A 12411-nucleotide genomic window follows, 5' to 3' on the forward strand; every position below is an offset into this window, starting at 1 on the left:
ACTTACTTCACGGTTTACCTTATAAATGTTGGATAATTTATCAAACCGACATTCATTATATCGATAACTTGTTTATGATAGCGGTCGATATAAAAGTGCTATTCAAAGGCTTTAAACCTAAGCGTGATCTTTCGCTTAGGAACACATAACTATGACAACGGAGTTGGTCGTGAAAAAACTACTATTGGCTACAGCAGTGGTCGCAGCTGCAGGGGGCGCTGGCTACCTGTACCAAAACAATACTACCCCGAGTGATTCAGTATCACTACTTTCGCAAGTTCCTGCGGATTCGCTTATGGTGACGTATCAGGCGGAACCTTTTAATCATTATAAATACATGAATGCATTTGGCACGGCTAACCAAGGCTCGATTGCTGAACTTTTTGCCGATGAACCACTTTCTCCACAGCAACAGTTTGCCGTTAACTTGTTTGATGGATATCTGGAGAGCGCTGCATCGCCAGAAACGTTAAAAGCCTACTTAGGTACCGGAGAAAACATTAACCCTGTGTTGTACACAATCGGTATGGTACCAGTGTACAAATTGAAGATTGAAGACCCTGCCGCGTTATGGAAAACATTGGATCACGAAGAGCAGATGAGCGGTGCTAAGCACGAGCTGGTTAAACTTGGTGAAGTGGAGTTTCGTCGTTACGAGATGACAGATTCGGTTGACCCGCAAGATGGCATTGGCTTGGTTGTTGCCGTGGTTGACAACGTACTTACGTTAACGGTTGATATTCCGCAACTGGGTGTTCAAAACCCGCTTAAAATGGCATTGGGACTTGAGTCACCAAGTCAAAACATTGCGGAGAGTGGACGCCTAGCGGCGTTGCAGGCTAAATACGGCGAAAACAATAACTCTTTCGGTTACTTTGATCACCGTGAATTGGTTAAAGGTTTGACGACGAAAGATGGCAATATCTTTGCGCGTCAAGTCAGCATGCTGGATGCCATTGATCCTGAGCCGACTATTCAGGAGATGCGTTCACCAGCCTGTCATACTGAACTTACTCAAGTTGCAGAAAACTGGCCTCAATCCGTCGTATTTGCGGAATACAAGTTGAAAGGCGAGCAGGCATTCATTAAAGGTGCTTTTGTTGTTGAATCGAAAAATAAAGTGATTCTAGATGCGCTTAAGTCGATTCGTGGCGTTTTGGCAGAATCGAACAATGATAAGAGCTTCTTTAGCATGGCGCTTGGTTTAGACATTAATACGCTAGCGCCATCGATTGGTCAGATTTGGAGCGACTTGACTCAGCCTCAGTACCAATGTTCTTTATTGACTCAAATGCAGCAAGAGATGGGTGGCCAAAACCCAGCCGCAGCTGTGAGCATGGGCTCCGGCATGGTTAACGGCCTGAAAGGATTAAGCCTGCAAATGTTTGATATCCACGTTGACACTAATGCTCAGCACGGTGAAGTATTTAGCCAGCTAGATGGTATGTTGTCTCTATCTGCCAATGATCCAATGATGCTGATTCAAACCGCGCAAATGTTTGTCCCTGAACTTGCTCAATTACAAATTCAGCCGGATAACCAGCCAGTTAATGTCAGTGATCTGCTAGAAATGCACACAGGCTTGAAGATGGATGTGTTTGCTCGCTTAAACGAAAACCATTTTACGCTCTACAGTGGTGAGAATGCCGAAGACGCGAGCAAAGAAGTGATGGCACAACCACTTTCTCCAAATGGCTTGTTCAGTTTTGACTTCGATTCAGAACGCATTTTGGAAGTGTTGGAAAGTGCGTCAGCCGTGACTGGTGAGCCGTTACCTGATGATGTTATGAAAAGCTTACAAGGTGAGCTTGTTGGTGGTATGACGATGGATGTAACAGATCAAGGTATTGGTTTTGAGTTTGATTACCGTGGTGCGACCAAACCCGTGACGGTTGCACAGCAGTAAAACATCGAGTAGAAAAAGGCGGCACAGTGTGCCGCCTTTATTTCATCGTCGAACTCAGGTTTGTTTACCATCGAGTCGGACATTCATCAAGACTATGACTGCAACCAAACAGGGTTACTCCAGGCCGTGCTGCCGTCTTTATCTTCGACTTCTAAACTTATCCATCCCTCTGCGTCGCTAGGTATAGGTAGCGACAGCTCTATGCTTTGAGTATCAACTTTCGGGTTAATCGTCAGGGTATTCAGCACTTTGCCGCCTTTACCGATCAATCGAATTTCTTTTAGACTATCGGCTGCAACGACGTGGATATCCCACGTATCGCCAGCTGTTGCTGTTTCACCAAACATAATGTTTTGCGGATAAAGAATAGGGCCTTGTGTTGCGTAGCCATGGCCGGCTTTAAGTGCTTGCGCAAACTTCGACGGCGTTAGCTCTCCATCGACTCTCGCCATCATTCGAATCTGCCCCGTGAGTTGGTTCCACGCATCGTGGGTGTCGGTTCCCGCCGTAAAGTACATTGCTTCACCTTGATCCCAGAGTTTATGCGCTTTCTTCAACGTTGGTTCATTGTCTACGCGCGCATTAAGCTCCATAAGGTCGAAGCGATCCGTTTTACCACCAGGGACTGCATTTTTAGCGATGTTCGTAAAGTAGCCATAATCGTTGTATGGATGGTTCATCGGTACGACTTCAGCCCCCATCTCTTGTACGGCGTCAAGTAACGTGTGAACGTCAGCGGTGCCAGGATCGACCGTTAGCTCGGCGCCATTGTCGATAGGAAATGGGTTCATATGTCCCCATGATGGCGAAACTTCGATCGACGGGATGAAAGGCACGCCACGTTTCGCAGATAGTTCTGCAAACTTCTGGTGGTTAATGGTTGAGTCATGATCGCTAATGAAAGTCAGATCAAGATCCGTTGCCAATTGAGCACGCACAACAATTTCTGGCGGGGTAACGCCTTCCAACACGTTGCCATGATGGTGTAAATCTGCGCCATACCAATGCTGACGGTTAGGAAACGTCACTTGAGGCACTTCTACTCGTTGCTTCGTCGTTTTACCGGACGTTAGGGTTACGTCTAATGTTTGGGTTTTAGCTGTAAAACCTCCACCAGAGTTGATACCTAATTTGTATTGACCGGGTGCCAGTTTTAGCTCCGCATGACCTGCAGGCAGCAGATCGGTAAAGAAGGTGCGTTTACCCAAAAATTCAACCGGTGGTGCTTGACCTTCAAGGATGGTGATTCTCGCATCTTTGGCCAGACCTGATGTTGCCTCTTCAACTTGAAGTGAGAGAGTTGCTGGGCGTTTTAGAGACGTAAAATCGAGTGTTTGCTCGCTATTTCTCGCCACTTTAATCGATTGCAGCTTGCTGTTTGCGTGACCAGCCGCTGTGCCGTAGATTTGGTACTCACCCTCAGGCAGCGCCATGCTGTACTGGCCATCTTTGGCCAATGTCCAGGCATAGGGTTGTCCTTCTTTTTCGATCATCACGATAGCATCTTCAGGAACACGACCATTATCTGCGCGTAATTGGCCGTTGATGGTGCCTGTCGCTTGTCCTAGTCGGTCAGCTTCTGCCTTGACAATGGGGGCCATGTCTCCATTTGGAACCACTTGTAATCGGGATTGGAAAGTGCGGCTTTCACCTGCTTTCAAGGTATGTCCTAGGTACATGTCACGACCATTGTATTTGACGCGATCAAAATAAGGAGCATGAAGTGCAAAGGCCCAGTCTCGATCATAAGCGACCATGCGATCGGCGAGGGCATGGTCGGCCATGGATTCTTCTTTCCCTTCCAGCCCGGGCACGGCAAATTGGTAGCCAGTGTCTGGCCAAATGGTGTGCCCTGATTCTAATGCAAGATCTTTTTTACCTTGGTTGGTCATGACCGTTTTAAGCGCAATTGAGTCAGATCCAGAAGCGAGCGTATACCACGTTGTGATATCAACGTCATCGAAGTTGCGGCTCACTTTGATGACCGCTTTATTGTCGCTGTCTTCGATAATTTCAATGGATTTGCGATCATTCGGCCACGCGGACCAGCTGTTAGGAATGAAGTCAGCAAAGGCAACCCGGTCAAGGTCTACTTTGCCATTCTTTACTGCTGCCAAATCGACCAATGTTCCTCGCGGTACGCCCCATGGTGGTGCGGATTCAACAGCGAGAGCGAAGGCGACATGTTCGTTTTGAACGGTAATGTCTTGAGCGTGTGTTGCTTCGCCATCGGGGATCGTGGTCTTTCCTTGTGTGATACTCACTCCCGCATTCGCTGAAGTTCCAAGCAAAAGGCCAGAGATTAAAGTTGCCACTGCACTTTTTGAAAAATTATGCATGAAGACACTTCCTTTTTTTCATGATTTATTATGTGAGTTGTCGATGGCATTGTGCGTTAACTTGATTAGACGTTCAATTAAAAAAGCGAAAGAAATGAAGAGGTCAACTCGTTTCTATTATTGTTTTACAATTGATTTCTGAATCTTAAGTTTTGATTTTAAAGGTCTTTTGTTGTTTGATTCGTTTTTGTATAGAGTAATAAAAATATTTAGAACACTAATTATTTTGGGAGAGATGTGAACGATTTTTGGCAGCATTGAGCAAACAAAATGATAACAATTACACTGTATATGTGAGAAAAAAGGTCAAGATAGTTCTGAGAACGCATATAATATTTTGAGTTAAATTTGACTTTTTATTCTTTATGCTTGGGTTTTTATCTTGTCTCTGACTAAAAGGCCTTTAATAAAGATTGGAGCAAACATAGAGACACTATGTTTTTTGAGTGAACTATATGCGGTGGCAATATGTCGAAGACATATCAATTGATTGCTTGAGGTTTAGATGGGGTTTATTCGTAAATATAAACTGAGCATAGTTTTGTTTTTGAGTGGTGTGGCATGTTTAATTGCGTACCACGCTCAGGGCTCTTACGTAGATGAAAATGGCTTATTAGTAGAGTCATTTGGGTTTATCCCTTTGTTTTGGCTCTTTTTGGGGTTAGCCTTCGCCTCTTTTGTGGGCACTTTTTTCAAACACCGTAATCGTAATTAAAGAGCAAACGTGAAGTTTACTCCTTTATCTGAGGATGGGAGTATTGCTGATATTTTGGTAACTCTTTTCTTAGGTTACTAAATGTTGCTCGTGCACTTTGTTTTGATAGTTTGTTGATTAGCCAGATTGGCAAAAGGCCTCCGGGGTCAGCAAACGCTTTGTAGTCAATGAGTGTCGTGCCATTAGTGAGCTTTTGTAATTCCCAAGTTGCATCAACCGAACGAATGCGAACATAGCCCTTTTGTTCAGCAAGATATGAGTCTGGTGCGCTTTTGATTTTTATCGTGAACCCAAGTTCATCGACCCAATATTTAGAGTAGGTGAGCATATCACGATTTTTTGCAGGCCATGGCGCCGTAAATTGGGTATAAACGATGTTTTCGGTGGCTGATATTTGATTTAAAACTCTGCTATGACTGGCATTGTCAATCCAGTTCGGGATATTGTCACTATCTTCCAATAGCGTTAAAAATGCGCCATAGCTGGTGGGTGTGAACATCCGAGCACGAATCTCAACTAAACCGCCGGTATGCTCTCGAGAGTAGATAGTGATTCCGTTATCGTCACTATCAAATTGCCAGTACTCGTTGGCTTTCGCGGTGGTGCCAGCGGATATAAAAGTGGCGACTAGTAGTGCGCCAATTCGTAAATGCAACATCATGTTAGTACCCGCCAACTTATCCATAGTTAAAGCTTATACGATGTGTTCTTAATTGTAAGAACAATAGTAAGTCTTTTCGTTACTGTTCTGAAGGTTGCTCTGCTCCAAAACCTCGTAGAATGTTGGTGAGCGTTATTGCTGCAAACACCACAATAACGATTGATAGATGCCAGGCTTGGCTTAAACCAAGCTGTACCAATGTTAAGCTGACCAATGAGGATACGATCATTTGTCCACCTCCAGACATGGCTGCTGCAGCACCAGCCTGCTTTTTGTAGGGTTGCATTACCATGGCTTGCGCGCAAGGTAGGGCAATGCCGTTACCTAAGATCATTAATAGTTGCCCCAACATTAAATACAGCGGTTCTACCGGGCAGAATAACAACCATATTGCAGCACTGAGATGCAAGAATGGACTACAAAGTAGCATTCTTTTGTTGCCGATAATTGGCCTTACTCGGTTACAAATCGTGGTGCCGCCTAACATACCTAAAGCGGGAATGAGTGCCCACATTGCGTATTGAGCGGATGTCATGCCAATTTGGTCTTGCATGATAAATGGCATCACGGACACGGTCGTTATCATCAGGCTGAAGTTTAACCAACTGATGCTGGCAAAACTCATAAAGTAACGTGACGTCACCAAGTCTCGATACTGGAAAAGCATGTTGCGTGGTGACGGGATAACAGATCGTTTTGCAATGGTTTCTGTAAACTTAAAGGCGATGATTACCCAAGCGAGTGAGACATAACCTAACAGTGAAATGAACACCATACTCCAACCAAAGTGGAAGTTGATAAAACCGCCAATCACAGGCGCAATGAGTGGCGTGATCGAAGCTGCCATAGCGATATAAGACATGGCGACAGGGAGCTCATCGCCACTAAATCTATCTCGAGTCGATGCTCTCGCGAGTACCGCGCAGCACCCAGTTCCTAAGCCTTGTAGAAAACGCCCCATCACCATGCCTGTGAAGGTGTCACTGAGGAAAATGATCATTAATAGACCAGACATCGCGATGAGCAAACCCGTCAATAGTACTTTTTTTCGACCCAAAGCATCCGATACCGGACCGTAAATGAACTGAGAGGGACCAAAACCGAGTAAGTAAATACTCACAAGCAGTTGGGCTTGATCAAGGGAGATAGAAAAGTCTTTTGCGATCCATGGCAAAGAGGGCATAACAAGCCCCATGCTCAATTGGCCAACACTGATAATAAGACAGGCGAGTAAGATAATGCGAAAGTTGATTGGGCGACTCATGATGGATCACCATCAGAATAACCTCTTTGCTTTCGTGTTCTGAGGCAGCCTTCATCATCCACTTCATTTAACTTAGATTTGACGCGTTTTACGGTAGATAGGCTGACATCACACTGCTCCGAAACACTCTTCAACGTATAGCCTTCTAACAGCAACGTTGCGATCTGTTGGTGTTTAGTTTTGTCTGCTGGGCGTCCGCGAAATTTCTGTTTCCACAAATCTGGTTGATCTTTAATGGCTTGCCGTCCTTGCTCTGCTGCAAACAGGCGATGTTCAGTCTGCACTTTTCCATATCCAGATAGCACGGTGAGTAGCGTTTGAGTTTGAACAGAATCCGGTTCAAATGTGAGTGGTTCACAAACGGTTTTCAGTGTGACCCCTTTTGCTAGTAATACTTTTATTGTATTTAACGCCTGACTAAAATCTCGACCAAATGCCGTTAGCCACCAGAGCACAATCGTATCACCTGCTCTGACGGAATCGAGCAGTTGTAAGAATGCCTCTCTCTCGGTTGGAGGCATGCAACCACGAACCTTATCCTCAAAATGCTGAGCTTCGGGCGCAAAAGCTTTTAGAGTATTAAGGTGCTCTTGGTAAGCTCGATTTTTTGGCGAATAACGTGTGTAAAGATAAGTAGCCATATGGACTATACGCCTTTTTAATTTGGTTCATATACTGTAATGGCTCATAAATATACAGAGGTTCATTAATGCTTACAACACTAAATGGACCCGAAGCCGTTAACGGACTTCGGGTCTTTTACTATTAAAGTCGTGTATATAAGCTTTCAGGGCTATTGCTCTATGATTGCTCCAATTTCGGCTGGTAATGCAAAATCACCATCGAAGTAGGTGATAGCAAAACCTCGCCTTCAGCATGCCCTGGGTTGAGGTTACGTACGTTTGTGTCGCAGATCGTTACCCATTCTTGCTTTCGCTCATTAGGGAGCTTAAAGCGCGCTGTAGCGTTAGTTTGGTTGATGAGATAGACCAGCTCTTGTCCTTCTTTACCGATGCCAAGGTGAAGTGCGACAGAGCTTAAACGGTTCCAATCATCATGCTCCATTAAGCGACCGTCTGTTCGGCGCCAGAAAATGCGGTTGTTATTGCGGTTTTCGCCACTGAAAGCTCGGATAAATGGCACCATGTATTGATTTCGGTTGGCGACCATTTGTGACATCCACGTTTTGAAATGTTGCTTACGCTCCGTTTCTCCCCAGTTAAGCCAACTGGTTTCGTTATCTTGGCAATAGGCATTATTGTTACCGCCTTGGGTGTGAGACAGCACGTCAGCAGTGAGGATGTGTGGGATTCCAAAAGCAAACAGCAAGCTGGCAATAAGGTTGCGTTTTTGCTTCTCACGCGTGGCGATGATCATCAGATTTTCTGTCTCGCCTTCGACACCGTAGTTTTCTGAGCGATTGTCACCGTGGCCGTCGCGATTTTCTTCGCCATTAGCTTCATTGTGTTTGTGCTTGTAAGACACTAAATCTTGCAGTGTGAAGCCATCGTGATACGTGATGTAATTCACCGTGAGTTTGTATGGCCAGTTCGCTGCACTATAAATATCACGAGAGCCCATTAATCGAGTGGCAAACTCTTTTAAATAGCCTTGATCACCGCGCCAAAAACTGCGGGAAATATCACGCAGTTTGTCATTACACTCGTTCCAACCAAATGGAAAGTTACCCACTTGATAGCCATTTGGACCAATATCCCAAGGTTCGGCAATCAATTTGGTTTCACGCAAAATTGGGTCTTGCGCGACGGCTTTAAAGAAAGCTGCTTCTGGGTTGTAATCATCGCCCTGTCGACCTAACGTTGCAGCCAAGTCAAAACGGAAGCCATCGATTTTAAATTCGCTAACCCAGTAGCGCAATGTATCCATTACAAGGTTTAAAGCGGGTTGATAGGTGAGATCGACCGTGTTGCCACAACCAGTGTAATTTGCGAAGTGGTTGCCATGTTTGATGTAAAAACGGGAATCGAGCGCTTTCAGGTTGAAAATTGTAGGCCCTTCCCCCCCCTCTGCGGTGTGGTTGTAAACTACGTCGAGAATCACTTCGATGCCGTTTTTGTGCAGTTCTCGAATCGTTGTTTTGAGCTCTGTGACGGCGTCTTTTTCTGCATAGCGCGGATCAGGCACCATAAAGAGATAAGGGTTGTATCCCCAATAATTGACCTTTTCCATCTCTAGTAGGTGAGGCTCATGCATACACGCTGCGACAGGTAGCAATTGCAGCGTGTTGATGTTTTGCTGTTCATAAAAGGCCAGCATTTCAGGTGATGCAAGACCTAAATAGCGCCCCTTCAGTTTGTCCTCAACTTCTGGGTGGAGTTGGGTAAGCCCTTTGACGTGTGTCTCAAACAACACCATCTCTTCTCTTGGTATACGCGGATGATCCGTATCTTGCCAGTCAAAATTATCTTCGATAACGATGCACTTCGGCATATCGAAACTTTTGGCTGGAGAGTAGGGAGGGTGGTAGTGGAGGGCTTTATCAATTGACTTTGCGTAAGGGTCAGAAATTAATAGTGGCTCTTCCTTGTGGGAGACAAGGTAACCGTATTTTTGCCCCGGCTTAATATCCGGAATAAAAGTATGACGTATGCCAGCGTATTCATTCGGTAAATCATGAAGCGCGTAACTGCCATCGTCTGCAAACAGGGCGAGTTTTATGTCTTTATTCCCTGGTGCGTGAATAGAGAAGTTACAACCTTCTTTATTTACAGTTGCACCCAAGGGGTATGGGCGAGAGAGAAGTCGTGTCATCGGAGATACTTTATTTAATATTTATTGCTACCTTTAGGAAACTATAAGTTAAAAACTTTGTCTTACTAAGGTCAACCACCCTAAATATAAAAATATTCATGTAATTTAATTACTTTATGTGACGGCTTAGAGTCAAAAATATGAAATGGCTATCACTTTGTAGCGGCTCAAAACCGAATAAACTTACTAATTCCTCCCTAGATTGGTGATCTGACTCGAAAAAACACCATTCGGTAAATTTTCTACTCCCTTCTCATCCCCCCTAAATTAGTTTGGGGCGGAGGAAGTCATCCTTGTACGCCTCGGGTAATCTCATAACTGTTGAAACAAACGGGGATTCGTTCCCATCTTACCTCTCTTTCTTTAGGTGTGTTTTTACTGCCTATATTCACCTAAAAGAGTGAGCAGGGAAGACAGAATTATAAATACCCTTAATGGAGTTAAGAATGAAAAAAGTAAGTGCAATTGCTGCTGCTGTGGCTGCAACTTTAGCTGCTGGTTCTGCGTTCGCAGTGGATTTCCACGGTTACATGCGTGCTGGCGTTGGCGTGAACGCTGACGGTGGTCAACAATTAACATTCGAAAAGAACAAGATCGGTCGTCTAGGTAATGAAAGCGATATCTACGGCGAGATTCAACTAGGTAAAGAAGTTTACAACAACAACGGCAAAACGTTCTACGTAGACTCTATGGTTGCAATGACTTCTAATGGTTCAAACGACTGGGAAAGCACTTCTGCTAACTGTGGTTTGGATAACGGCGAAGTGAAATGTGTTGACGATGCACAATTCGCACTACGTCAATTCAACGTTCAAGCTAAAGGCCTACTAAACTTTGCTCCAGAAGCAACACTTTGGGCTGGTAAGCGCTACTACCAACGTCACGACATTCATATCTCTGACTTCTACTACTGGAACATCTCTGGCGCGGGCGCTGGTGTTGAAGGTATCGAAGCTGGTCCAGGTAAAGTTTCTTTCGCTTGGGTTCGTAATGACCGTGGCGATATCGCAGATCCAGGTAACGATGGCGGCGATACAAACGTTAACACTCTAGACGTACGTTATGCAGGTCTTCCTCTATGGGACAACGGTTCTCTAGAAATGGGCTTGAACTACGCAATCCTTAACGAAACTGACGCTGCGCCAAACGGCACTAAAGATGCGAAAAACGGCGTAATGTTCACAGCAGAATTGACTCAAGGTCTAGACGCTGGTTTCAACAAAACAGTGCTTCAGTACGGTACTGAAGGCTACTCAAAAACAATGGCATTCTACGGCGACGGTAGCTGGTACGGTGCAGAAGCTGATAACGGTGCATCTGGTTACCGCCTAATCAACTGGGGTGTAATCGGCATGGGTGACAGCTGGGAAATGGGTCACCAGTTAGTTTACGGTGTTGGTGAAGACATGTGGGCTGGCCAAGACAAGTGGGAAACAATGTCTGTTGTAGTTCGTCCAATGTACAAATGGGATGACAACCACAAAACTATCTTCGAAGCTGGTTACGCTATCGATGATAACGACGGCGACGAAAACAAATACGGTAAGCTAACTGTTGCTCAAGCATGGTCTGCTGGTTCTAGCTTCTGGGCTCGTCCTGAAATCCGTGTTTACGCTTCTTACCTAACGGCTGACAAAGAAGACAACTCTAACACATTTGACAACGGTCGTTCAGACGATACGTTCCAATTCGGTGTACAAGCTGAAGCTTGGTGGTAATCATCTAACCACTAAGTCCTAAATTGTCCTAGAATGATACAGCCAGAACTTATCTGGCTGTATTTATTTAAAAAACAATAAAGAGTCGAGGTAGACAGTAATGAAAAAATGGCTTGCTCCCGTACTGCTGGGCATGTTGGCTACTGGTTGTGCGTCCGTAGAACAAGTAGAGATGAGTCCAAAAGGTCAGCAACAAGTGATCACTCAATCGGGTGATATTCAATGGGTAACGGTTGATGTACCTGTGGTTACTGAATTCGCTTTGACTGATAAAAGCCAAATGCTGTTGGATGGTAACAGTGCTGGCGCTATTGCAGCGTTTGCTCTTCCGGGCAACCGTGGCAGTCTCGATATCAAATTAGAGACATTCGTAAGTAAAGAACTTCAATTTTATGCTCCTAATGTCGCAGTGATGAACTCGGCAGGAGAAACCATTTACCAAGCAGATTTCTCAAAGTTTAAGTACGAACCAGCAAAACTGTTGGACAATGATAAATTCGTACTTGATCTCAATGTGATTCCAGACATGACAGGTAACGATCTGCATGTATTGGTGTACACGACTTCCGCTGATCTAAAAGGCAGTACGCAAGTTCTGCATCCTGCAAAAGCCTTCGCCATGGCGCGCCACACTCAGCCGCCAGATATTGCAGACCCTTTAGCGAAACACAGCCCACTGGGTCAGTTCCGTTTGTCGGTATCCGCAAATGATATCGTGAATACCAAGATTGTTGCGAAAAACGACAACCTTCCTCAAGGTACGGATCTCACTAGCTACTACCACAGCTCAATTGAAGCGGCAGTGGCAGCGAACGATATTCCGAAAGCACTCACCTTGCTCGATGAAGCAAAAGAACTGGGTATTGAAGGTGCGCAACAAGTGTTTGTGAAAGCCGTAAATAAAAAATAACTGAATATAAAAGGCCAGCAAAATGCTGGCCTTTTTTCATAGAATATAAACCAATAAAAAATACCCCTACATAGAGTTATCTTATTCACATAATTATTTTTATTGTTTTGTTTTTTATATTGGTTA

At 44.8% G+C, this 12411-nt stretch carries 9 protein-coding genes; 4 read left to right on the plus strand and 5 right to left on the minus strand.

Features of this window, described 5'->3' with window-relative positions:
- Positions 1-151 precede the first annotated feature (151 nt).
- The gene (locus tag ACZ5ZC_RS03860) at positions 152-1906 is read left to right on the plus strand and encodes a hypothetical protein (protein WP_464931799.1); all 1755 of its coding nucleotides are present in this window, start codon (positions 152-154) and stop codon (positions 1904-1906) included.
- Between the two features lie 92 nt (positions 1907-1998).
- Here the strand turns inward: ACZ5ZC_RS03860 and ACZ5ZC_RS03865 are convergent, their stop codons facing one another.
- Positions 1999-4245: a CehA/McbA family metallohydrolase gene (locus ACZ5ZC_RS03865; RefSeq protein WP_464931800.1), complete on the minus strand. Its 2247-nt coding sequence runs from the start codon at positions 4243-4245 to the stop codon at positions 1999-2001.
- Positions 4246-4750: 505 nt separating this feature from the next.
- On the opposite strand from ACZ5ZC_RS03865, the gene ACZ5ZC_RS03870 reads away from it, so the two are divergent.
- Positions 4751-4960 (plus strand): DUF3955 domain-containing protein, encoded by a 210-nt coding sequence (locus ACZ5ZC_RS03870; RefSeq protein WP_006740828.1) that lies wholly within the window; start codon positions 4751-4753, stop codon positions 4958-4960.
- Between the two features lie 16 nt (positions 4961-4976).
- Here ACZ5ZC_RS03870 and ACZ5ZC_RS03875 read toward each other — a convergent pair whose 3' ends face one another.
- The 4 genes from ACZ5ZC_RS03875 to glgX all read right to left on the minus strand — a co-directional run bounded on the left by ACZ5ZC_RS03875 (position 4977) and on the right by glgX (position 9657).
- Positions 4977-5621: an START domain-containing protein gene (locus tag ACZ5ZC_RS03875; protein WP_464931810.1), complete on the minus strand. Its 645-nt coding sequence runs from the start codon at positions 5619-5621 to the stop codon at positions 4977-4979.
- 79 nt (positions 5622-5700) lie between these two features.
- Complete coding sequence (locus ACZ5ZC_RS03880) at positions 5701-6885, minus strand: multidrug effflux MFS transporter (RefSeq protein WP_054866797.1); 1185 nt, start codon at positions 6883-6885, stop codon at positions 5701-5703.
- Positions 6882-7526 (minus strand): recombinase family protein, encoded by a 645-nt coding sequence (locus tag ACZ5ZC_RS03885; RefSeq protein ID WP_124008131.1) that lies wholly within the window; start codon positions 7524-7526, stop codon positions 6882-6884. Before ACZ5ZC_RS03885 ends, ACZ5ZC_RS03880 begins: the two co-directional genes overlap by 4 nt.
- A 160-nt stretch (positions 7527-7686) precedes the next feature.
- Positions 7687-9657: a glycogen debranching protein GlgX gene (gene glgX, locus ACZ5ZC_RS03890; RefSeq protein ID WP_464931801.1), complete on the minus strand. Its 1971-nt coding sequence runs from the start codon at positions 9655-9657 to the stop codon at positions 7687-7689.
- Positions 9658-10103: 446 nt separating this feature from the next.
- Between glgX and ACZ5ZC_RS03895 the strand changes: the two genes are divergently transcribed.
- The gene (locus tag ACZ5ZC_RS03895; protein WP_006740823.1) at positions 10104-11375 is read left to right on the plus strand and encodes a maltoporin; all 1272 of its coding nucleotides are present in this window, start codon (positions 10104-10106) and stop codon (positions 11373-11375) included.
- A 100-nt stretch (positions 11376-11475) separates the two neighbouring features.
- Complete coding sequence (locus ACZ5ZC_RS03900) at positions 11476-12285, plus strand: MalM family protein (RefSeq protein ID WP_054866798.1); 810 nt, start codon at positions 11476-11478, stop codon at positions 12283-12285.
- Positions 12286-12411 lie beyond the last annotated feature (126 nt).

The sequence above is a fragment of the Vibrio sp. JCM 18905 genome (assembly GCF_055393305.1).

Excerpts from the sequence above, each read along its gene's own strand:
- ACZ5ZC_RS03875 (WP_464931810.1), bottom strand. The coding sequence starts at position 5,621 with ATGATGTTGCATTTACGAATTGGCGCACTACTAGTCGCCACTTTTATA.
- ACZ5ZC_RS03870 (WP_006740828.1), top strand. The coding sequence starts at position 4,751 with ATGGGGTTTATTCGTAAATATAAACTGAGCATAGTTTTGTTTTTGAGT.
- ACZ5ZC_RS03885 (WP_124008131.1), bottom strand. The coding sequence starts at position 7,526 with ATGGCTACTTATCTTTACACACGTTATTCGCCAAAAAATCGAGCTTAC.
- glgX (WP_464931801.1), bottom strand. The coding sequence starts at position 9,657 with ATGACACGACTTCTCTCTCGCCCATACCCCTTGGGTGCAACTGTAAAT.
- ACZ5ZC_RS03900 (WP_054866798.1), top strand. The coding sequence starts at position 11,476 with ATGAAAAAATGGCTTGCTCCCGTACTGCTGGGCATGTTGGCTACTGGT.
- ACZ5ZC_RS03895 (WP_006740823.1), top strand. The coding sequence starts at position 10,104 with ATGAAAAAAGTAAGTGCAATTGCTGCTGCTGTGGCTGCAACTTTAGCT.
- ACZ5ZC_RS03880 (WP_054866797.1), bottom strand. The coding sequence starts at position 6,885 with ATGAGTCGCCCAATCAACTTTCGCATTATCTTACTCGCCTGTCTTATT.
- ACZ5ZC_RS03860 (WP_464931799.1), top strand. The coding sequence starts at position 152 with ATGACAACGGAGTTGGTCGTGAAAAAACTACTATTGGCTACAGCAGTG.
- ACZ5ZC_RS03865 (WP_464931800.1), bottom strand. The coding sequence starts at position 4,245 with ATGCATAATTTTTCAAAAAGTGCAGTGGCAACTTTAATCTCTGGCCTT.